Consider the following 20,784-nt stretch of genomic DNA (forward strand, 5'->3'; position numbering starts at 1 on the left):
AGACCGGTGCCGGCCATAGCGTCGGAGGGGTCCGATCCGCCACCTGCACCGGGAGCCCCGCATGATCCGCCTGACCCTGCGTTCGCTGCGCGCCGAGGCGCTGCGCATGCTGCTCTCGGCGCTCGCCGTCGTGCTCGGCGTCGCGTTCGTCGCCGGCACGATGATCTTCGTCGACGGGATGCGGACCGGGGCGTACGAGCGGGCCGGCACCTTCGACCGCCACACCGACCTGGGGGTCTACTCGGCGGGCCGCGAGGTGCTGCCCCCGGCACTGGTCGACCGGGTGCGGGCGGTCGACGGGGTGGCCGCCGCCGCCGGTGAGCTGACCAGCACCGCCGGGATCGTCGGAGCCGACGGTCGGCCGGTGCTCGGCTTCACCATGCTCGTCGCGATCCCCACCGAGGACGCGCTGCGCTCGTACGACGTGGTGGCCGGCCGGTTGCCCGACCGGGCCGGGGAGGTGGTGCTCGACGCACCGACGGCGGCCGAGCAGGGCTTCGGGCTCGGCGCGGCGGTCCGGATCGGCGCCACCGGTGGGGCGGCCCGCCCGTACACCCTGGTGGGCACCGTCGACGTGGCCGGCACCGCCCGCGACATCGGCGGTCCGTTCGTCGGCCTGGTCGGGCCGGACGCGTTGACCCTCACCGGCGAGCGGGGCTACGGCCGGATCATGGTGGCGGCCCGACCGGGCGCCGACGTCGGCGCGCTCACCGAGAAGGTACGCGCCGTGTCCGGCGCCGAAGCCACCGTGAAGAGCCGCCAGCAGATCCTCGACGAGGCAGTGGAGGACGCGGTGCGCAACGTGGACCAGTTCCGCATGCTGTTGTTGATCTTCGTAGGGGTCGCGATAGTGGTGGCCGGCTTCGTGATCGCCAACACCTTCGCGATCGTGCTGGCCCAGCGCACCCGACGGACCGCGCTGCTGCGCCTGATCGGCGCCACCCGGGGACAGGTCTTCCGGTCCACACTGCTGGAGTCGGCGGTGCTGGGGCTGGTCGCCTCCGCGCTCGGGGTGCTGCTCGGGGTGGCCCTCGCCGCCGGGTTGCGGCTGGTGCTGTCCCACCTGGACGTGCCGGTCACCGGTGGGCTGACCGTGACCGGTTCGACAGTGCTCACCGGCCTGCTGCTGGGCACCGCGCTCACCGTGTGCGCCGCCCTCCTGCCGGCCTGGCGGGGGACGCGGATCGCCCCGGTGGCCGCACTCACCGACGCCGCGGTACAGCCCAGCCGGGGTGCCGGCCGGGTGCGACTGAGCATCGGCGCGGTGGTCCTCGCCGTCGGGGTGGCCGCCCTCGCGGGCGCCGCCAGCGCCGGCCAGCTACTCCTGGTGGCCGTCGGTGGGGTGCTCACCTTCTTCGGGATCGTGCTGTTCGGGCCGGTGCTCGTCCCCGCGCTGGCCCGGGTGTTCGGTTGGCCGGTCCGACGAGTGCTCGGCGCCGTCGGCGAACTGGCGGTCAGCAACACGGTGCGCAATCCACGGCGGGTCGCCGCGACCGCCACCGCGCTGGTGATCGGCATTGGACTGGTCTCAGCGTTCATGGTCGGTGCGCGCAGCACCAAGGACGGCATCGAACGCAGCGTGGACGCCCAGATCGGAACGGACTTCGTGGTCAGCGGAATCGGTCAGGACCTGCCGGCGGCGCTCGTCGGTGAGCTGGCCTCCCGTCCCGAACTGGGTGTGGTGCACGAGCAGCGCAGCACTGTCGTCGACGACGTCGAGATCCGCGCGGCCCACCCGGCGCTCGTGGGCCGGACCCTGAGCGGGGTGCTGGCCGGCGACGTCGAACGGGTCGGGCCGGGGCAGGTGCTGGTGCACAGCGAGTTGGCGCGGGCCCGCGGCTGGGAGGTGGGCTCCCCGGTGACCGTCAGGGGGAAAGCGTTCCGGGTGGCCGCCGTGGTCACCGACGACACCCCGGACGGTGAGGTGCCAGCGGGTCACGTCATCGACCTGTCCGACCAGGACTTCGCCGCCCTCTTCCCCGCCCTGCGCGGCTACCTGGCCGAGATCGACCCCGCCGCCGGGGTGAGCGCCGAGCGGGCCCGCGACGCGATCACCGTGGTGCTGGGCCGCTACCCCACCGTGAACCTGATGGACCAGGGCGCCTACAAGAAGATGCTCACCGGCACTGTGGACATGCTGCTCGCCTTCGTTACCGCGCTGCTCGGTCTGGCCGTCGTGATCGCCCTGGTCGGCGTGGCGAACACCCTGAGCCTGTCCGTGGTCGAACGGACCAGGGAGAACGCCGTGCTGCGGGCGGTCGGGCTCACCCGAGGGCGGATGCGGGCGGTGCTCGCCGTCGAGGCGGTGCTGATGGCGCTGGTCGGCGCGGTGCTCGGAGTCGGACTCGGCACCGGAGTCAGCGCGTCCACGATGGCGCTGCTGGACCGCCTCGGCGGCGACTTTCACGTGGTGCTGCCGCTCGGCCAGCTCGGGCTGATCCTCGGTGTCGCGGTGCTCGCCGCCCTGCTCGCCTCGGTGCTACCGGCCCGCCGGGCGCTGTCCCGCCCGGTCGTCGAGGCGCTCGCGGACCAGTGACCCGGCCGCCGGAGTCCGGACCGGCCGGGTCAGACCCCGGGGACCGGACGGACATCCGCCGGCCGGTCCCGCCATCTTCCCCGGCGGCGGGACCGGCCAGCGGTGCCGGGTCTACAGGCGCTCGACCATCGGGCCGGCGCACCGGTTGCGGGTGTCGAAGACGTAGCGGGCGTGCCTGACCACGAGGTCGTAGTCGAAGGTGTCATGGTCGGTGACCACCACCACCGCGTCGGCCGCGCGCACCTCACGCTCGCTGAGCTCCACCACTGTGATTCCGGCCGGGATCTGGTGCGCCTCGGCGTACGGCTCGACGGCGTGCAGCTCGGCGCCGAGGGACTGCAGGCGACGGGCCACGTCCACAGCGGGGGAGTCGCGCATGTCGCCGGTGTTCTTCTTGTACGCCAGACCGAGCAGCAGCAGTCGGGCGCCGCTGACGGCCCGGCCGTTTCGGTTCAGCCCTCCCATGATCCGCTGCGCGACGTGTTCGGGCATCTCGTGGTTGACGTCGTTGGCCAGCTCGATGAACCGGAACTGCCGCCCGAGACGGCGCTTGACCTGCCAGGACAGGTAGCACGGGTCGATCGGCAGGCAGTGCCCGCCGACGCCGGGGCCGGGTCGGAACGGCATGAAGCCGAACGGCTTGGTCGAGGCGGCGTCGATCGCCTGCCAGACGTCGATGTCGAGGTGGTGCGAGAGCATGGTCAGCTCGTTGATCAGCGCGATGTTGACCTGGCGGAAGGTGTTCTCGATCAACTTGGTCAGCTCGGCGACGCGGGTGGAGTCCACCGCTACGGTGCGTTCCACGAGGCGCTGGTAGAACCCGTCCACCCGGGCCAGCGCCGCCGGGTCCACACCGGAGACCACCTTCGGGGTGTTCTCCAGGCGCCAGGTCGGGTTGCCCGGGTCGATCCGCTCAGGGCTGTAGCCGAGGTGGAAGTCACCGGGGCTGGTCAGGCCGCTCGCCGACTCCAACAGCGGGCGCAGCAGCTCCTCGGTCGTGCCCGGGTAGGTGGTCGACTCCAGGATCACCGTGCAGCCCGGGCGTACGTACGGGCCGATACCGATGCCGGCCTGCTCGACGAAGCTCAGGTCCGGGGTCCCGTCGCGCAGCGGGGTCGGCACCGTGATGACGCAGATGTCGAACCCGTCGGCGTCGGTGTACTCCGTGCTCGGGTGGTAGCGGCCGCTGCCCAACGCGCGGCCCAGCCGGTCGGCCGGAATGTCCTCGACGAACGACTCGCCGGAGGCGAGACGCTTCACCCGGTCGGCGTCGACGTCGAGACCGACAACGTCGAGGCCCGCCTCGACGGCCCGCATGGCCAGCGGCAGTCCGACGTACCCCTGACCGATCACGACCAGCTTTTCAGCGCTCACCCAGGCTCCCGCGGCAGATGGTGTAAATAGCCTGCTGAGAGCCTAGAGGCGTCTTCGGCGCCGTAAGTCCGTTTTGGGGATATCGGTGCTGTTGGGACGGGCGGGGGTCGGCGCGGCGGTCGGATCAACCGCCCGCCGGCACCTCCGGTTCGACCGGCGCACTGGAGGTGGCGGGTGGATCAGCGGGTGCGCTGGTCGTCGGCGGCGCGGCCGTGGTGGGCGCGGCGCTGGTGGGGGGCGGTGCCGAGGTGACGCCCACCGACGGCGTCGGCGAGTTGACGGTCTGGCTCGGCTGCGGGGTCGGCGTGGCGGAGACCGACGCCGACGGGGAGTTGCCGGGGACGTGCGGCCGGTCCGGCCGGCCCGGCTCGACGCTGGTGATCTGCTCGTTCGCCGCGGGCAGGTCGACGGGGCCGGTCGGCGCCACCGTCGGCGAGGTGGCCGGCAGATTGACCGCCGGGTTATCGCCGACGTCACGCGTCGCGGCCAGCGCCGCGCCGAGCCCGACCAGCGCGACCAGCATGGCCGCCGCCGCGCCGACGAGCGGACCCCGCCGTCGCTGGCGCCCGTCCGCCACCGCCGCCCCGGCCGGCACGTCCGTCCGGGTGCCCGGCCCAGCGTCGCGCAGCGCGACCGGCCCGGCCATCGCGGTCGGCGGCTCGCCGCCGGTGACCGCCGTCCGAGCGGCCTCGGCCATCGCCGCTCCGCTCGTGAACCGCTCCAGCGGATCCTTTGCCAGGGCCCGCGACACCAGGGCGCGGACCGCCTCCGGAATGTCGTGCGGCAGCTCCGGCGGCTCGTCGTCCAGGTGCCGCACGGCGACCTGGAGCGGATTGTCGCCGGTGAACGGCGGACTGCCGGTCAGGCAGCAGTAGGTGACCGCGCCCAGGGCGTAGATGTCGGTGGCGCCGCTGACCGGCCTTCCGGCGGCCTGCTCGGGAGCCATGTAGAGGGCGGTGCCCGGCACCGCGTTGGTGCTGGTGATGCTGGTGATGTCGGTGGAGCGGGCCACGCCGAAGTCCACCAGGACGACAGTGCCGTCCTCCTGCACCAGCAGGTTGCTGGGCTTGACGTCGCGGTGCACGATGCCGCCGCGGTGCGCAGCGTTGAGCGCTGCGGCCGCCTGGGCCACGATCGACATCGTCTCGGCCACGTCGAGCCGCCCGGCCGCCTCGATCCGCTTGGACAACGGCTCGCCGGCGACGAACTCCATGACGAGGTAGTCCGCCCGCCCGCCGTCGGGGAGGTCGTCCGCACCGCAGTCGAAGACCTGCACGATGCCGGGGTGCCGCAGCGCCGCCATGATCCGGGCCTCGGCCCGGAACCGGGCGATGAAATCGGGATCGGAGACCAGCGCCGGCAGGAGAACCTTGACCGCCACCTGCCGGCCGAGGATCAGGTCGGAGGCACGCCAAACGTCGCCCATACCGCCCGTGGCGACACGTTCGTCCAAGCGGTAGCGACCGCTGAGTACGACCTCCGATGACAACACCGCATTACCGTACCTAGAGTGGCGCGGGGCGGCGCACCGTGGCAGGGCCGCCGGGCGGCTGGTTCAGACCGGCTGATCCGGCCTGACCTGTGTGGACGCCGACCCTTCGTGACGGTGTGGATGTGCGCTGTCACGAAAAGCGACTATTTTCGTCGCTCGGGTCGTCAACGGTGGCAAGAAACCGCCTCAAGGCGTGGTTGGCGTCCGTCGCGTACTGCCCGTGACGACGACGCGCCGTCGAGTCGGGTTGATAATTGTCACTCTTCCGTGACACGACGCCGACTTGTCGCGTCGTGAGCCCCCTTTTAGCGTTAGCCCGGCTCGGGGCCCTCCCGGCTACCTCGGCGCGCAGCGCGCCGACCGACCACCCTGGCGTCGGCCCCCGGACACGCCGCCCCGACAATCATGGTCGCGGGCACAATCAGAGCGGTGGAGGGCGGTGCGGTACCGGTGCTGATCGGGCGGAGGACTCGTGCCGCGTGGTGCGCGCCAGCCCGGCTGGTCGGGCCGACACGCCTCGAACAATGCGCGGACCGCGGATGACCGCCGACCTGTCGGAGGTGGTGACCGCGGCGCAGGCCGGGGACGAGGAGGCGTTCCGCTTTCTCTACCGCAGCCTCCAGCCCGGACTGCTGCGGTACCTGACCGCGCTGGTCGGGGCCGACGCCGAGGACGTCGCCAGCGAGACCTGGCTCCAGATCTCCCGGGACCTGCCCGGCTTCACCGGGGGCGAGTTCCGGGCCTGGGCGGTCACCATCGCCCGTAACCGCGCGATGGACCACCTGCGCCGGATGCGCCGCCGCCCCTCGCTCCCGGTCCCGGTGCAGGCGCTCGTCGAGCTCGCCAGCGACGCGGACACCGCCGAGCGAGCCAGCGAGACGCTCGGTACCGAGACCGCCCTCGCGCTGATCGCCACCCTCCCGCCCCGGGAGGCCGAAGCAGTCCTGCTGCGGGCCGTGATCGGGCTGGACGCGGGATCCGCCGGCCGCGTGCTGGGCCGCCGGGCCGGCGCCGTGCGGACCGCCGCCCACCGTGGCCTACGCCGGCTCGCGGTCCTGCTGGAGCGGCAGAGCCCGGCCGAGTCGTCGCTCGGGGTCGAGGGGGTGCCACCGCCACGTGCGGGGGGCGGCCCCGCCCTGCGGGCATCGCACGTCGAACCGGTGGACGGCTGACGTGAGGGGACTCCCGATGAACCCGTTCCGGCGGGCCGACCACGCCGACACCGAGCGGCTGCTCGACGCGGCCTCTGCCCGGCCGGACGCCACGCTGGATCAGGGCCCCTGCGCCGCAGTGGACGCGAACTCACCCGAGGCGCACCTGAGCGCCCGCGACGTGCCCCCGGCCGAGCCGGTGGCCGCGTTGCTCGCCGCGGCGGCCGGCCCCGTCCGCCCTGGCGAACTGGCCGGGGAGGACGCCGCGGTGGCCGCGTTCCGGGCCGCCCGGGTCAACCCGGCGCCGGCCGTGCCGCAGCGGCCACGCCGTCGCCGGATGACCACCGGCGCGGTGGCCTGGATCGGCGCGGTGGCAGCCACCGCCACCGCCGGAGCCGCCTTCGCCGCGGTCACCCGGGAACTGGGGCCGGACCCGGTCGCACCGGCACCGCCGCGCCCGTCACCCTCGCCGCACCAGGGCACATCCCGCTCGGCCGAGCCCGATCGGTCGGTGGGCCCCGGCCTCGCGTCGCCGCCGGGTGCGCCGCCGTCGGTCACCGCCACGCCGCCGGCCGGTCCCACCACCGCCGGCCAGGTGCACGGACTGTGCCGGGCGTGGCGGGCGAAGAAGCCCGAGCAGCGGGAGAAGGCACTGCGCACGCCGGGTTTCCAGAAGCTGGTGACCGCCGCCGGCGGCCCCGCCGAGGTCGAGGCGTACTGCCAGCGGCTGGTACCCGAGACGAAGCCGTCCGAGCCGGCGAAGGTCACACCCTCCGAGTCCCCGAAGGGCAGGCCGTCCCCTTCGGGGAAAGCCCCGCCGTCACCGCCGGGACCGGGCCACCGCGCCCACGACTGACCGGTCGGCGGTGGGAGCGGTTTGGTTCCGCCCTGCTTCGGAAATTCGTCTGTTAGACAGAGGTTGGCGGCACCGTGCACGCCTCCGACGGTGTCGGTGGGTGGGTTTACGGTGGCAGAGTGTGCCGGACCTGGCACACGGAGAGGGGGCCCGACCCTTGGTGACGTCATCCGACCTGGACCGCAGCGCCATCCTGCGCGAGTCCGCAGCCGCAGTCCGACACCTCGCCCGGATCTGCTTCAAGACCGGCCCACCCACCCACACCGGCGTCGAACTGGAATGGACAGTGCACGACGCCGCCGATCCCGCCCGCCCCGTCGACGCGACGCGGCTGCGGGCGGCGCTGGGGCGGCACAGCCCCGCCACGCTGGATGCCACCAGCCCAGCCGAGCCGCTGCGGCACGGCGGCATGGTCACCCTGGAGCCGGGTGGCCAGTTGGAGATCTCCACCCCGCCCCGCCCCTCGGTCGCCACGTTGATCCGCGCCACCGAGGCCGACATCGCCCAGGTCACCGACCTGCTGGCCGCCGCCGGGCTGATCCTCGGCAGCAGCGGCATCGACCCCCACCGACGGCCCCGCCCGGTGGTGGAAACTCCCCGTTACCGCGCGATGCGCGGAGCCTTCGACCGCCACGGCCCGGCCGGCCGCACGATGATGTACAGCACCGCCGGCCTGCAGATCTGCCTCGACGCCGGTGAGCCGGACCAGGTCGCTGACCGGTGGGCCGCGGCCCACGCGGTCGGGCCCCCACTGCTCGCGGCGTTCGCCTCCGCCACCCGACACGCCGGGCGGCGCACCGGTTGGGCCTCCGCCCGGATGGCCGCCTGGCTGGCCATCGACCCGGCTCGGACCCGCCCGGTCTGGTCGCCCTCCCGAGCCGAGGACGATCCGATCGACGCCTGGATCAGCTACGTGCTCGCCGCGCCGCTGCTCTGTCTGCGCCGGCACGGCGCCGACTGGGCCGCGCCGCCCGGGGTGACCTTCGCCGACTGGCTCGACGGCGCGCTGCCACGACCGCCCACCACCGATGACCTCGACTACCACGTCAGCACCCTCTTTCCGCCGGTACGGCCGCGCGGCTACCTGGAGCTGCGCTACCTCGACGCCCAACCCGATCAAGGCTGGCGGCTGCCACTGGCGGTGCTGACCGCCCTGTTCGCTGACCCGGGCACCGTGCGCGAGGCGTACACGATCGCCACGCCGGTGGCGCACCGCTGGTCGGCCGCCGCCCGACACGGCCTGGCCGACCCGGCGCTGGCCGCCGCCGCGGCGGCCCTGCTCGACCTGGCCATGAGCACCATGCCACGACTGGAGCTGCCGGCCAGCACCCACGACGAGATCCGGCGAGGGCTACGCCAGCGGCTGGCCGCCGCGGAGAGGAGACACCAGTGAGCGCGAGGAGTGAGCCGGTGGTGCGAGGCCCGCAGGCGGGCCGCGTCGACGGCGAGGGGTTGCGCGACCACATCGCTGTGGAGTTGGCGCGGGCCCGCGCCCGCACCGCGTTGCTGACCGAGGCGGTCGACGACGCCGACCTGACGCGCCAGCACTCACCGCTGATGTCGCCGTTGGTCTGGGACCTCGCCCATGTCGGTAACCAGGAGGAGCTCTGGCTGGTCCGGGACGTCGGGGGCCGGGAGCCGGTCCGGTGCGACATCGACGAGCTGTACGACGCGTTCAAGCAGCCGCGCCGGGACCGCCCCGCGCTGCCCCTGTTGCCGCCCGCGGAGGCGCGCGCCTACCTGGCGACCGTTCGGGACAAGGTGCACGACCTGCTCGACGCGGTGACCTTCACCGAGCGGCCGCTGGTCGCCGACGGGTTCGCCTTCGGCATGATCGTGCAGCACGAGCAGCAGCACGACGAGACCATGCTCGCCACCCACCAGCTGCGTTCGGGGCCGGCGGTGCTGCACGCCCCGGCACCGCCCGAGCCGTCGGTCCGGGTCGGCGCGGAGGTGCTGGTGCCGGCCGGCGAGTTCACCATGGGCACCGACACCGATCCGTGGGCGTTGGACAACGAACGTCCGGCGCACCGGGTCGACCTCCCGGCGTACGTCATCGACGCCGCACCGGTGACCAACGGCCAGTACGCGGCCTTCATCGCCGACGGCGGCTACACCGAACAGCGCTGGTGGAGCGCTGCCGGCTGGGAGCATCGGGTTCGGGAGCAGCTGAGCGCCCCGATGCACTGGCGTTCCGACGGCGACGACTGGTCGTATCGGCGCTTCGGTCAGTGGGCGCGCGTCCGCGCCGACGAGCCGGTGGTTCATGTGTGCTGGTACGAGGCGCAGGCGTACGCGGCGTGGGCCGGCAAGCGACTGCCGACCGAGGCGGAGTGGGAGAAGGCGGCCCGGTGGGATCCGACGACCGGGCGGTCGCGTCGTTACCCCTGGGGGGACGACGACCCGACCGAGGCGCACGCCAACCTCGACCAACGCCATCTGTGGCCGGCGCCGGTGGGCGCGTACCCGGGCGGCGCCTCGCCGTTGGGTGTGCACCAGCTCATCGGCGATGTCTGGGAGTGGACCTCGACAGCGTTCGACGGGCATCCGGGGTTCGCCGCGTTCCCCTACCGGGAATACTCGGAGGTCTTCTTCGGCGGCGATCACCGGGTGCTGCGTGGTGGCTCGTTCGGCACCGACCGCTCTGCCTGCCGGGGCACCTTCCGTAACTGGGACTATCCGATCCGCCGGCAGATCTTCAGCGGTTTCCGCTGCGCCCGGGACGCGCGACCGGACGAGTCGTACCGGTGAGTCGCCGCACGACCGGCGGCCCGGCGGTGGGCCGGGGGCGCTGATGTGTCGCCACCTGGCCTACCTGGGGCCGCCGGTCACCCTGGCCGAGTTGTTGTTCGACCCTCCGCACTCGCTGGTGCGGCAGTCCTGGGCGCCCCGCGACATGCGTGGCGGCGGCACGATCAATGCCGACGGGTTCGGCGTCGGCTGGTACCCGGGTGAGGGTGAGCCGGTCCGGTACCGGCGGGCGCAGCCGATCTGGAGCGACCCGACCATCGCCCAACTCGCGGCGGTGACCCGCAGCGCGGCGGTGGTGGCGGCGGTGCGCTCGGCCACGGTCGGGATGGCGGTGCTCGACGGTGCGGCGGCACCCTTCGCCGAGGGGCGGTGGCTGTTCAGCCACAACGGGGTGGTCCGCGGCTGGCCGGACGCCGTGGTGCCGCTCGCCGCCGGTCTGCCGGTGCGTGACCTGCTCACTCTGGACGCCTCGACCGACTCGGCGCTGCTCTGGGCGCTGGTGCGGCATCGGTTGCGCGCCGGCGCCGACCCGGTAGAGGCGCTCGGGCGGACGGTGACCGAGGTCGCCGCCGCCGCCCCCGGGTCGCGGCTCAACCTGCTGCTCACCGACGGGCATCGGGTGGTGGCCAGCGTGGCGGGGCACGCGTTGTCGGTGCGCGAGTCGGCGGGTTCGGTGCTGCTCGCGTCCGAGCCGCATGACGACGATCCCGGGTGGCGGTCGGTGCCGGAGGGGCACCTCGTCGTCGCCACCGCGGGTGAGGTGCGGGTACGTCCACTGCCGACCCCGGTGAGCGGGGCCGGGCTGGCACGAAACGGCTGATCGAACAGAGGAGCGAACCGATGACAGCGGAACCCCTGGAGATCTACCTCGAACAGGGCGACCTGGAGCGTGGCCTGCGCGACGACGTCCGGGCCGGGCTGAGCGCCGGGTCGAAGTGGCTGCCGCCGAAGTGGTTCTACGACGCCCGGGGCAGCGAACTCTTCGAGGAGATCACCCGACTGCCCGAGTACTACCCGACCCGGGCCGAGCGGGCCGTGCTGGCCGCGCACGCTCCCGACATCGCGACGCTGACCGGGGCCAAGACGCTCATCGAGTTGGGCTCCGGTTCTTCGGAGAAGACCCGGCTGCTGCTGGACGCCTTCACCCGCCGCGGTGGGCTGGGCACGTTCGTCCCCCTCGACGTGTCGGTCAGTGCGCTGCGCGGGTCCACCGCCCAGATCGCGGCCGACTATCCCCGCCTGCGGGTGCGGGGCATCGTGGGTGACTTCACCCGGCAACTGGACCGGCTGCCCACCGGCGGTCGGCGGTTGGTGGTGTTCCTCGGCGGCACCATCGGCAACCTGTTGCCCGCCGAGCGGGCCGAGTTCCTGACGGCGATGCGCGCCGCTCTGGAGGTCGGCGACTGGTTGTTGCTCGGCACGGACCTGGTGAAGGACCCGTCGGTGATCGTGCCGGCGTACGACGACGCCGCCGGGGTCACCGCCGAGTTCAACCGCAACGTGCTGCACGTGATCAATCGGGAGTTGGGCGCCGATTTCGACCCGGCCGCGTTCGCGCACGTCGCCGTGTGGGATCCCGACCACGAGTGGATCGAGATGCGGTTGCGGGCGACCCGGCCGATGAGCGTGCGGGTGCTGGGGCTGACAGTCGATTTCGCGGCGGGGGAGGAGCTGCGTACCGAGGTCTCGGCGAAGTTCCACCGGGAGGGGATCGCGGCGGAGCTGGCCGCGGCCGGCTTCGCCACGGCGGAGTTCTGGACCGATCCGGACGCGCTCTTCGGTGTCACGCTGGCGCAAGCGCGGTGAGTCTGTTCACCCGGCTCGGCCGGTCCGGGAGGTGATCCGATAGGCTGAACGCGCGAAGGGGAGTAGCCCCCAATGTCGTGGTCGACATACTGGTGCGTTCCGCATCCGGCCACGCGGCCCCGGTTCTCTCGGGGCGGGCGAGACCTTCGACTCAGGCTGTTGCAGCCGGGTCGAGGGCGCCCCTGTTCCTCCTCCCGGCGTGAACGGGAAGGACGTCATGGAGGGATTTTTCGCCGCGCTGGTCGTCAGCTTCGGCGTCATCTTCGTCGCCGAGCTGGGGGACAAGTCCCAGCTGATGGCGCTGACCTTCGCCACGCGGTTCAAACCGATTCCGGTGCTGATCGGCATCACGGTCGCCACCGCTGTGGTGCACCTGGCGTCGGTCGCCATCGGCGTGGGTCTCGGGGCGGTGCTGCCGACCGAGTGGATCTCCCTGGTCGCCGGCGTGGCGTTCCTCGGTTTCGGTGCGTGGACGTTACGCGGGGACAAGCTCACCGAGGAGGAGAAGCGCAAGGCGGAGAAGACCAACAAGACCGCGCTGGTGGCGGTGTCGGTGGCGTTCTTCCTCGCCGAGCTGGGCGACAAGACGATGCTCGCCACGATCACGCTCGCCACCAAGTACGGCTGGTTCGGCGTCTGGCTCGGCTCCACCATCGGCATGGTGGCCGCCGACGCGCTGGCCATCCTGGTCGGCCGGATGCTCGGCCGGCGGTTGCCGGAGAAGACCATCAAGTACGGTGCCGCGATCCTCTTCGCCATCTCCGGCCTCTGGCTGATCCTGGAGGCGGTGAACGATCTGACCTGAGCGCCGACTAGCTGCCCGGAGGGCGGGTAACGGCCCGGAGTGGAGCCGGCCGAGTTGTTGCGTCAGGGCGACCAGGTGCTGGTTGCCGTGGTCGAGGTGGCCGGCGCAATGGTGATCTTCGTTGGCGCGGTGTGGGCGGCGGTGCGGTTCGTGGTCGAAGGGCTGCGACACCGCAGCGCCGCCTGCTTCACGCCGATCCGGCTGTCGCTGGGCCGCTTTCTGACCCTCGGCCTGGAATTCCAGTTGGCGGCCGACGTGCTGCGGACGGCGGTGTCCCCGTCGTTCACGCAGATCGGCCAACTGGCCGCCATCGCGACGATCCGAACGGCGTTGAACTACTTCCTGGGCCGCGAGATCCGTCAGGAGCAGCGTCAGGTGGCCGAGGGGGAGCGTCGAGCGTGATGGGCACCCTGGTCACGGCTGTCACCGCCCTGGCGCTGGTCGCCGGGGTGCTCACCACGCTCACCACCGGGGCGCTGCGCAGCGGCGTCCGGGTACTGCTGGACCTGCTCGTCGGGGCCGGCCTGCTCCGGCTCGCCGGCGAACCGGGTTGGAACGGCCTGGCCGGCGCGGTGGCGATCATCGCCCTGCGCCAGCTCCTCGGGGCGGCGCTCGGCAGCTCACCCCCGTGGTCCGGCCGACAATCAGCGGCACGCTGCGCCGAGGACGATCACCACCTACCGTTGGCCTCGACAGGTGAAACGGGAAGAGCGGGAGGATGACCAGATGAGCCGGCACGACGAACCGAACGAGTACGGCTACGCCGGCGGTGCCACCGCCCCGGAGCCGCCGCGCGGCGGCAAGCCCGACGAGCAGGATCGCGCCGAGGCGGTGGCGGTGCCGGGCGACGACCTCACCGGGCCGACGGCCGAGGCACTGGTCGAGGAGACCGAGGACCTGCCGCCCGCCGACCGTCGCCACTGAGCGCGAGCGCGCGCGGTTGGTGCGGCGGCGCGGCACGACGGCGAACCCGCGCCACGCCACCGCTCGGCGCCATGGTGCCGTCGGGCAGCGCCGGCGTGGTCAGCGGGCGTCGGGGTGCTGGTAGACGTCGGGTACGCCGTCCCCGTCGGCGTCCAACCGCTCCCGCTGCGCCACCCTGCGGTACGCGGCGTTGCGGCGGATGAGCACGGTGGCGGCCAGCCCGGCGGAGATCAGCGAACCGAGCAGCACCGCCGCCTTGACCCGGTCGTCGGCCGTACTGCCCGCCCCGAACGCCAGGTCGCCGATGAGCAGCGAGACGGTGAAGCCGACGCCGGCCAACAGGGCGATTCCGAGCAGGTCGGTCCAGGTGATGTCCTCGTCCAGTTCGGCGCGGGTGAACCGGGCCAGCAGGTAGGTCGAGCCGAAGATGCCGATGCTCTTGCCGAACACCAGAGCGGCGACGATGGCGATCACGATCGGGTCGCTCAGCAGGGCGCCCAGGTCGGTGCCGCGCAGTGTGACCCCGGCGGCGAAGAGGGCGAAGATCGGTACCGCGAAGCCGGCCGACACGGGCCGCCAGCGGTGCTCCAGGCGGGCGGCGAGCCCACCCTCGCCCGCATCCGCGCCGGCGGCCGGCTGGTCGCCGGCCGCCGGTCGGCGGGCGAGCACCGGGACCGTGAAGCCGAGCAGGACACCGGCGACCGTGGCGTGCACGCCCGAGGCGTGCACCAGTGTCCAGGCGGCCACAGCGAGGGGGATCAGCGCCCACCACCAGGTGCGCCCCCGCTGCACCAGCACCGCGAAGAGCGCGATCGGCGCGAACGCGGCGAGCAGCGGTACGGGCTGAAAATCGGCGGTGTAGAAGATCGCGATGATGGTGATCGCGAACAGGTCGTCGACCACCGCCAGGGTGAGCAGGAATGCGCGTAGCCCCTGGGGCAGATGTGAGCTGACCACCGCGAGGACGGCGAGCGCGAAAGCGATGTCGGTGGCGGTCGGAATGGCCCACCCGCGCAGGCCTTCCCCGCCGCCGCTCAGCACCACCGCCACGTAGATCAGCGCCGGCAGCAGCATCCCGCCGAGCGCGGCCGCCACCGGCAGCGCGGCTCGGCGCGGGTCGCGGAGGTCACCGGCGACGAACTCCCGTTTGAGCTCCAGGCCCACGACGAAGAAGAAGATGGCCAGCAGGCCGTCGGCCGCCCAGGTGGCCAGATTCAGGTCGAGGTGCCAGGGCGCGCCGGGCCAGGGCACGACCTCGCCGAGCCGGGTGTACGAGTCGGACCACGGGGAGTTGGCCCAGATCAGCGCGATCAGAGCGCCTGACAGCAGCAGCGCGCCACCGACGGTCTCGGTGCGCAGCACGTCGGCCAGGTGCCGGGCCTGCGGCCAGGACGATCGGGAGAACAGCCGGATCTTTGGCGGACGCGGGTCGGACGGCGGGGTGGGGAGGGTCAACTTCGGCTCACCTACAGGAGTCGGGACAGCAGGTTTCCACTCGCCGACCAGACTTCCCGGCACACCGCTGTCGACCCTATCCGGCGGCGCGGTCGGCGGCGAACGCTGGGCCGATCGGACGCCGTCGGATCGGCCTTCGACTTTTTCCCCGTTGTCGCCGCTGCCGAATGGGCGTTTGTCGGGTTGGTCATGCGGGCGCACATCTCGCCGCCGGAATATAGGTAACTCCGGACATAAGCCGTATGAGCCGCTTTAATGGTTTCACGAGTTTAGAGACGACCTTGGGGGTTTTTGTGAAGTTCTTTGCCGCAACCGGACCGGCACGGGGGCGCTCCTGATGGACCTGCTCCGCCAATTGCGCCACGTGCGTCGGCACTGGTGGGTCGCGCTGGTCACGGTCATGGTGGCTCTCGGCGTCTCGGCGTTCCTGACCGTACGTGCCCAACCCCGGTACGTCGCCTCGGTGACCTTCTTCGTCACGACCCCCAACACCGGCGTCACCGACGCCTACCAGGGCGGGCTCTTCCTCCAGCAGCGTGTCAAGTCGTACGCCGACCTGCTCAGCAGCGACCGGCTGGCGCAGAGCGTGGTGGCCGAGACTCCGGTCGGCCTCACCGCGGACGAGGTGCAGCGCCGGGTGAGCACCTCCACCGAGACCGGCACCGTTCTGCTGCGGGCATCGGTCACCGACACCGACCAGACCCGCGCGTTGCGCGTGACGGAGAGCCTCGCCAACAAGTTCGTCGAACTCGTACAGAAGGTGGAGACGACACCGGAGGGCAAGGCGCCCATCAAGATCGAGGTCGTCAGTGGCCCGCGGGTCAGCGCCGACCCCGTCTCGCCGCAGCCGGTCCGCAACCTCACCCTCGGTGGCCTGGTCGGCCTCCTCCTCGGCATCGGTCTGGCGATCCTGCGCGGCGTCGCCGACGTCCGCCTGCGCGACGCCGCCGGCCTGCAACGCGCCACGGGTAGCCCGCTGCTCGGTGAGATCCCGTTCGAGTCCAACGCCCGCAGCGCGCCGCTCATCGTGGGCGACGCCGCGACCTCGGCGCGCGCCGAGGCGGTCCGCAAGCTGCGGACCAACCTGCGCTTCGTGGACGTCCACGAGCCGGCCCGGGTCATCGCGGTGACCAGCGCCCTGCAGGGCGAGGGCAAGACCACCCTCTCCTGCAACCTGGCCATCGCCCTGGCCGAGGCGGGCTGGCGGGTGCTGCTGGTGGACGCCGATCTGCGCCGCCCGAAGGTCGACGACTATCTGGGCCTGGACGCCGGCGTCGGCCTCACCGACGTGCTGGTCGGCGACGTGAAGGTGGGCGACGTCGTGCAGCGCTGGGGCGACAAGTCGCTGCTGGTGCTGCCCAGCGGGTCGGCCCCGCCGAACCCGAGCGAGCTGCTCGGCTCCAAGGCCATGTCGGACCTGCTGCTGGCGCTGCGCGAGTCGGCGGACATCGTGATCATCGACACCGCCCCGCTGCTCGCGGTGACCGACGGCGTGGTGGTGGCCGTGCAGGCCGACGGCGCGCTGCTGGTGACCCAGCAGGGCCGCACCTCGCGGACCCAGGTCGCCGCCGCGGCCCGGTCACTGCACTCGGTCTCGGTTCGGCTGCTCGGTTGTGTGCTGAACATGGCCAAGGTGGCCAAGGCGGAGGCGTACCAGTACGAGGCCTACCGGGTGGTGGCCTCGACGGCCGAGGCGTCGGTGCCGGCCGAACGGGCCGCGTCCGGCCGGCACAGCGCAACCGCCGACGGGGTCAACGGAGTCCCCGACCACACCCAGGAACTCACCCGGCTGCCCCGATGAGCACGGCGAGGGGTCGCAGCGACCGTTCGATCTCCTCGGCGCAGCGTCGGAAGTCGGCCAAGGTGCCGCCGATCGGGTCCCGAAGGTCGTCCTCGTCCGGGGCGGCGGGTTGCAGTCTTCCCCGGGCCTGCGCGGCGGCGACGATCGCCGCCCGCAGCGGATCGTCGGCCAGGTCGGTGGGCGGTTCGGCCGCCGCGGCCAGCCGGCCGAACTGGCGCAGCGTGAACGTCCGGTGCAGCGCTCCCGGCGCCAATGAGGTGCAGACCGAGCGTTGGCGTCGGGTCGCGGTCAGCACGAGCGTCGCGTCGACCAGGTACTCGGGGCGCAGACCGCGGGTCCGGAACGCCGCCGGGTCCGTGCCGTTCTCCGTCGCGACCTCCAGGGCGTACGGGTGCATGGCCAGCCCGTCGATCGCGTCGGTGCCGGCGCTGGCCACCTCGACGGGTCGGTCGGCCAGCAGCCGGCGGGCCAGGTACTCGGCCATCGGTGACCGGCACAGGTTGGCGTGGCAGACGAACAACACGCGATCAGCCATCGGTGCCCCTCTCATCGGTACGGACACCGAAGCGCGCACCGCGGGGGCGGTGCGTCGACGCCGGTGGCCGCGCGGGGAGGGGTTGTCGGCATCGTACGCGCGCCGCACGCCGGCCGGTCGTGGTGCCGCGCCGGTCGCTGGCGATCCCGGTGGGACGGGGGCGTACCGGTGAAGATCGGCATCCTGTCGTACCACTTTCCGCCCGAGCCGGCGTTCATCCCGGGGAGCCTCGCCGAGGAGCTGGCCGCGCGTGGGCACGAGGTACGGGTCCTCACCGGCTTCCCGGACTACCCGGGTGGCCACGTCTATCCCGGCTGGCGGCAGCGGTGGCACCACGAGACGCACAGCGAACGGCTGAGCGTCCGACGGGTGCCCCGGTACCCGGCGGGTGCCGCGTCCGCCGGCGGTCGAATGGCCAGTTACCTCTCCTTCGCCGGCAGCGCGGGGCTGGTCGCACGCCGTTTCCTGGGTGACGTGGACGCGCTCTACGTGTTTCAACTGCCGGCGACGACGTTCGCCGCCGCCGCGGTGCTCCGGTTGCTCGGGCGGGTGCCCGCGGTGCTGCACGTGCAGGACGTCTGGACCCGCGACGGCGCGGATGAGGGGGGCGAGGGGCGCTGGGCGGCGCGGATGGGCAGCACGATGACCCGGATCTACCGGACCGCCGCGAGAATCGCGGTCGCGGCGCCGTCGATGCGGGACCTGGTGGTCGCCGCGGGCGCCGACCCGGCCCGGGTCCGGCTGGTGCTGAACTGGACCGACGAGCGGATCTTCTATCCGGCGACACCCGGCGCGGCGGCACGCCAGCTGGTCCGTCGCGACGGTCGGTGCGTGGTGATGCACGCCGGGACCATCGGGGCGCGGCAGGGGCTCGAGACCGCGGTCCGTGCAGCCGCGGCACTGGACCGGACGATGGATCTGGTCCTTGTCGGCTCCGGCGCGGCGGAGCGGCGGGTGCGGGGGCTCGCCGCCGAGCTGGGCGCGGAGAACATCCGTTTCCTGGAGCGGCGGTCACCGGTCGACATGCCCGAGCTGTACGCCGCCGCCGACTACCAACTCGTCATGTCGCGCGACCTTCCGGAGCTGCGCAGCACGGTGCCCGGCAAACTCCAGGCCGCGCTGTCCTGCGCCGCGCCGGTGATCGCCTCCGCCGGTGGGGACACGGCCGAGCTGGTCGAACGGGTTCGGGCCGGGCTGTCCTGCCCACCCGAGGACTGGGCGGCACTGGCCGACAGGTTCTGGCTGGCAGCCACCATTCCGCCGCCGGCCCGCACCGAGATGGGTCGCCGGGGGAGGGCCGCGTACCTGCGCGAGATGTCGCTGCCCGGCGGCGTGGACCAGATCGAGCGGCTGTTGCACGAGGCGGCCGGACGGTTCGCCGAGCCCGCCACGGGACCAAGAGGAAAGCTCGCTTAAAGGACGACAATTGCGATAACGGTATGAACTTCCCTTGGACGTGCTAAGAACGTCAGGGAATCGACCTTCTGTCCGGTTCCACGAATGGGAGTTTGGTGTGACGGTGAGCGAACGGCCGATCCGGCGGCGGAGCCGGTCCCGGCGTCGTCGGCGGGCCCGACTGCGACGGGCGCTGCTCGGCGCCCTGGTGGTCGGCTCGCTGCTACTGGCGACCGCCGGGTGGGTCGGCTTCCGGGGCTGGCAGGCGCGCACCCACCTGCTCAACGCCGCCGGCCTGGCCCGGGAGTTGAGCGCCCAGATCGTCGGTGGGGACACCGACCGTGCTTTGCGGACGCTCGCCGCCCTCCAGGAGCAGGCCAAAGCGGCCCGTTCGGCAAGTGCCGACCCCAGTTGGCGGCTCGGACGGCACACGCCGGTCGCCGGCGACGACCTCGACGCTGTCGCGCAGATCGCCGTCGCCATCGACGAACTGGCCCGGCACGCGTTCCCGACCCTGCTCCGCATGGACCTGACCAGCCTGGTGCCAACCGGCGGCCGGTTGGACCTCGCGCGGCTCGCCGCCGTCTCCACGGAGCTGACCGGGGTGCACGAGTCGGTGCAACGTACCCGCCAGAACCTGGCGGCGGTGCCAGCCGACAGTCTGGTCAGCCAGATCCGGCAGGCGCTGGGCGACCTGCGCGACGAGATCGACCGGCTGGCCAGCCTCACCACGGCAGCCGACCAGGGCGCCCGTCTCCTCCCGCCGCTGCTCGGTGCCAACGGCCCACGCCGCTACCTGCTCGTCTCGCAGAACCTCGCCGAGTTGCGCGCCACCGGCGGCATGTTCGGCGCCTACGCGATGATCGAGGCGGAGAACGGCAAGGTGCAGATGGGCAAGCAGGGCAGCACCTCCTCGCTCGGTCAGTTCACCCCGGCGCTGAAGGTGCCCGCCGAAACCCGGGCCCTCTGGACGGACCTGCCCGGCATCTACCCCGCCGACGTCAACCTGTCCCCGCACTTCCCGACCGCAGCCGCGCTGTACCGCGAGATGTTCCGGCGCAAGACCGGCACCACTGTCGACGGCGTGCTCGCCGTCGACCCGGTGGTGCTGTCCTACCTGCTCAAGGCGACAGGTCCGGTGCTGGTGCCCGGCGGTGTACCGCTCGCCAGCGAGAAGGTGGTGCAGACCCTGCTCAACGATAGCTATCAGCGCCTCGACGTCAAACAGCAGGACGAGTTCTTCGCGGCGTCGGCGTCAGCGGTGTTCGACTCCTTTTTCAAGAAGAATGTCAACCCGAGGGTGTTGTTGTCCGCATTTGACCGTGCTATCACGGAACGCCGGATATTGTTCTGGAGTGCCCGACCTGAGGAACAGCGGACATTCGGCGAGAGCCGGATGGCCGGGACGCTTCCGGAACAGGACACCGTGCCGACCGTCGGCGTGTTCCTCAACGACGGCAGCGGCGCGAAGCTCGGCTACTACCTGCGGCCGACGGCGAACCTCACGGTCGGCGAATGCCGGTCGGACGGTCGCCGTGAGCTCCGGCTGCGGGTGACCCTGCGCTCGACGGCGCCGAAGTCCGGACTTAGCAAATCCGTGCTCGGCCTCGGCCTGGCCGGCGATCCGTACACCGCCCGAACGTTGGTGTCGATCTTCAGCCCGGCTGGTGGAGCGGTGCTGGAGGCCCGACTGGACGGGGCCGAGACGGCGCTTGGCAGCGGCACCGAACGCCGCCGCCACGTGGCCACGGCCAGCGTCGACGTCGGCCCCGGCGCCGAGAGGGCGCTGGAGGTCACCGTGCTGACGGCCAAGACCGGCGTCGGGCAGGCCGAGCTGTGGCTGACCCCCACCGCCAGCCCCTGGACCACCCAAGTTCATTCCGCACCAAGCTGTGATCAGTAG

At 72.5% G+C, this 20,784-nt stretch carries 18 protein-coding genes; 14 read left to right on the forward strand and 4 right to left on the reverse strand.

The window, feature by feature from the left end:
* Positions 1-61 precede the first annotated feature (61 nt).
* The gene (locus ACGF3C_RS32655) at positions 62-2,536 is read left to right on the forward strand and encodes an ABC transporter permease (protein ID WP_393227586.1); all 2,475 of its coding nucleotides are present in this window, start codon (positions 62-64) and stop codon (positions 2,534-2,536) included.
* 111 nt (positions 2,537-2,647) lie between these two features.
* Here the strand turns inward: ACGF3C_RS32655 and ACGF3C_RS32660 are convergent, their stop codons facing one another.
* Entirely contained in the window at positions 2,648-3,910 is a 1,263-nt protein-coding gene (locus tag ACGF3C_RS32660) for a nucleotide sugar dehydrogenase (protein ID WP_393227588.1), read from the reverse strand.
* Positions 3,911-4,034: 124 nt separating this feature from the next.
* Entirely contained in the window at positions 4,035-5,402 is a 1,368-nt protein-coding gene (locus tag ACGF3C_RS32665) for a protein kinase (protein ID WP_357227002.1), read from the reverse strand.
* 539 nt (positions 5,403-5,941) lie between these two features.
* Here ACGF3C_RS32665 and ACGF3C_RS32670 point away from each other — a divergent pair.
* From ACGF3C_RS32670 to ACGF3C_RS32715, 10 genes are all read left to right on the forward strand, one after another.
* Positions 5,942-6,574: an RNA polymerase sigma factor gene (locus ACGF3C_RS32670; RefSeq protein ID WP_393227590.1), complete on the forward strand. Its 633-nt coding sequence runs from the start codon at positions 5,942-5,944 to the stop codon at positions 6,572-6,574.
* Between the two features lie 16 nt (positions 6,575-6,590).
* Complete coding sequence (locus ACGF3C_RS32675; RefSeq protein WP_393227592.1) at positions 6,591-7,409, forward strand: hypothetical protein; 819 nt, start codon at positions 6,591-6,593, stop codon at positions 7,407-7,409.
* A 157-nt stretch (positions 7,410-7,566) separates the two neighbouring features.
* Positions 7,567-8,802: an ergothioneine biosynthesis glutamate--cysteine ligase EgtA gene (egtA, locus tag ACGF3C_RS32680; protein ID WP_357230981.1), complete on the forward strand. Its 1,236-nt coding sequence runs from the start codon at positions 7,567-7,569 to the stop codon at positions 8,800-8,802.
* A 20-nt stretch (positions 8,803-8,822) separates the two neighbouring features.
* Positions 8,823-10,160, forward strand: a complete 1,338-nt coding sequence (gene egtB, locus ACGF3C_RS32685; RefSeq protein ID WP_357230990.1) for an ergothioneine biosynthesis protein EgtB — start codon at positions 8,823-8,825, stop codon at positions 10,158-10,160.
* A 43-nt stretch (positions 10,161-10,203) separates the two neighbouring features.
* On the forward strand, positions 10,204-10,980 hold the full coding sequence (gene egtC, locus ACGF3C_RS32690) for an ergothioneine biosynthesis protein EgtC (RefSeq protein WP_357230978.1): 777 nt from the start codon (positions 10,204-10,206) through the stop codon (positions 10,978-10,980).
* Positions 10,981-11,000: 20 nt separating this feature from the next.
* Positions 11,001-11,966 (forward strand): L-histidine N(alpha)-methyltransferase, encoded by a 966-nt coding sequence (gene egtD / locus ACGF3C_RS32695; protein ID WP_393227594.1) that lies wholly within the window; start codon positions 11,001-11,003, stop codon positions 11,964-11,966.
* A gap of 217 nt (positions 11,967-12,183) precedes the next feature.
* A complete protein-coding gene (locus ACGF3C_RS32700; RefSeq protein WP_357230972.1) occupies positions 12,184-12,771 on the forward strand; it encodes a TMEM165/GDT1 family protein in 588 nt (195 codons plus the stop codon).
* 39 nt (positions 12,772-12,810) lie between these two features.
* Entirely contained in the window at positions 12,811-13,173 is a 363-nt protein-coding gene (locus ACGF3C_RS32705; RefSeq protein ID WP_357230969.1) for a DUF1622 domain-containing protein, read from the forward strand.
* Positions 13,173-13,493, forward strand: a complete 321-nt coding sequence (locus tag ACGF3C_RS32710) for a hypothetical protein (RefSeq protein ID WP_357230966.1) — start codon at positions 13,173-13,175, stop codon at positions 13,491-13,493. Before ACGF3C_RS32705 ends, ACGF3C_RS32710 begins: the two co-directional genes overlap by 1 nt.
* A gap of 4 nt (positions 13,494-13,497) precedes the next feature.
* Positions 13,498-13,695 carry a hypothetical protein gene (locus tag ACGF3C_RS32715; protein ID WP_357230963.1) on the forward strand — a complete coding sequence of 66 codons (198 nt, stop codon included), beginning with the start codon at positions 13,498-13,500 and terminating at the stop codon, positions 13,693-13,695.
* A 99-nt stretch (positions 13,696-13,794) separates the two neighbouring features.
* On the opposite strand, the gene nhaA is transcribed toward ACGF3C_RS32715, so the two are convergent.
* The gene (gene nhaA, locus ACGF3C_RS32720) at positions 13,795-15,150 is read right to left on the reverse strand and encodes a Na+/H+ antiporter NhaA (RefSeq protein ID WP_393227597.1); all 1,356 of its coding nucleotides are present in this window, start codon (positions 15,148-15,150) and stop codon (positions 13,795-13,797) included.
* Between the two features lie 337 nt (positions 15,151-15,487).
* On the opposite strand from nhaA, the gene ACGF3C_RS32725 reads away from it, so the two are divergent.
* A complete protein-coding gene (locus ACGF3C_RS32725) occupies positions 15,488-16,951 on the forward strand; it encodes a polysaccharide biosynthesis tyrosine autokinase (protein WP_357232998.1) in 1,464 nt (487 codons plus the stop codon).
* On the opposite strand, the gene ACGF3C_RS32730 is transcribed toward ACGF3C_RS32725, so the two are convergent.
* Entirely contained in the window at positions 16,932-17,486 is a 555-nt protein-coding gene (locus tag ACGF3C_RS32730) for a low molecular weight phosphatase family protein (RefSeq protein ID WP_393227599.1), read from the reverse strand. The genes ACGF3C_RS32725 and ACGF3C_RS32730 overlap by 20 nt on opposite strands.
* Positions 17,487-17,654: 168 nt before the next feature.
* On the opposite strand from ACGF3C_RS32730, the gene ACGF3C_RS32735 reads away from it, so the two are divergent.
* Both ACGF3C_RS32735 and ACGF3C_RS32740 read left to right on the forward strand, forming a co-directional pair.
* Entirely contained in the window at positions 17,655-18,902 is a 1,248-nt protein-coding gene (locus ACGF3C_RS32735; protein WP_393227601.1) for a glycosyltransferase family 4 protein, read from the forward strand.
* Positions 18,903-19,005: 103 nt separating this feature from the next.
* Positions 19,006-20,784 (forward strand): DUF4012 domain-containing protein, encoded by a 1,779-nt coding sequence (locus ACGF3C_RS32740; protein ID WP_393227603.1) that lies wholly within the window; start codon positions 19,006-19,008, stop codon positions 20,782-20,784.

It is taken from the genome of Micromonospora sp. NPDC047762, from assembly GCF_043204655.1.
In the GTDB taxonomy this organism is placed as follows: Bacteria; Actinomycetota; Actinomycetes; order Mycobacteriales; family Micromonosporaceae; genus Micromonospora.

Bases quoted from the DNA above. Each gene is read 5' to 3' on its own strand.
- ACGF3C_RS32655 (WP_393227586.1), top strand. From the start codon at position 62: ATGATCCGCCTGACCCTGCGTTCGCTGCGCGCCGAGGCGCTGCGCATG.
- ACGF3C_RS32670 (WP_393227590.1), top strand. From the start codon at position 5,942: ATGACCGCCGACCTGTCGGAGGTGGTGACCGCGGCGCAGGCCGGGGAC.
- ACGF3C_RS32675 (WP_393227592.1), top strand. From the start codon at position 6,591: ATGAACCCGTTCCGGCGGGCCGACCACGCCGACACCGAGCGGCTGCTC.
- egtC (WP_357230978.1), top strand. From the start codon at position 10,204: ATGTGTCGCCACCTGGCCTACCTGGGGCCGCCGGTCACCCTGGCCGAG.
- egtD (WP_393227594.1), top strand. From the start codon at position 11,001: ATGACAGCGGAACCCCTGGAGATCTACCTCGAACAGGGCGACCTGGAG.
- ACGF3C_RS32700 (WP_357230972.1), top strand. From the start codon at position 12,184: ATGGAGGGATTTTTCGCCGCGCTGGTCGTCAGCTTCGGCGTCATCTTC.
- ACGF3C_RS32710 (WP_357230966.1), top strand. From the start codon at position 13,173: ATGGGCACCCTGGTCACGGCTGTCACCGCCCTGGCGCTGGTCGCCGGG.
- ACGF3C_RS32715 (WP_357230963.1), top strand. From the start codon at position 13,498: ATGAGCCGGCACGACGAACCGAACGAGTACGGCTACGCCGGCGGTGCC.
- ACGF3C_RS32725 (WP_357232998.1), top strand. From the start codon at position 15,488: ATGGACCTGCTCCGCCAATTGCGCCACGTGCGTCGGCACTGGTGGGTC.
- ACGF3C_RS32730 (WP_393227599.1), bottom strand. From the start codon at position 17,486: ATGGCTGATCGCGTGTTGTTCGTCTGCCACGCCAACCTGTGCCGGTCA.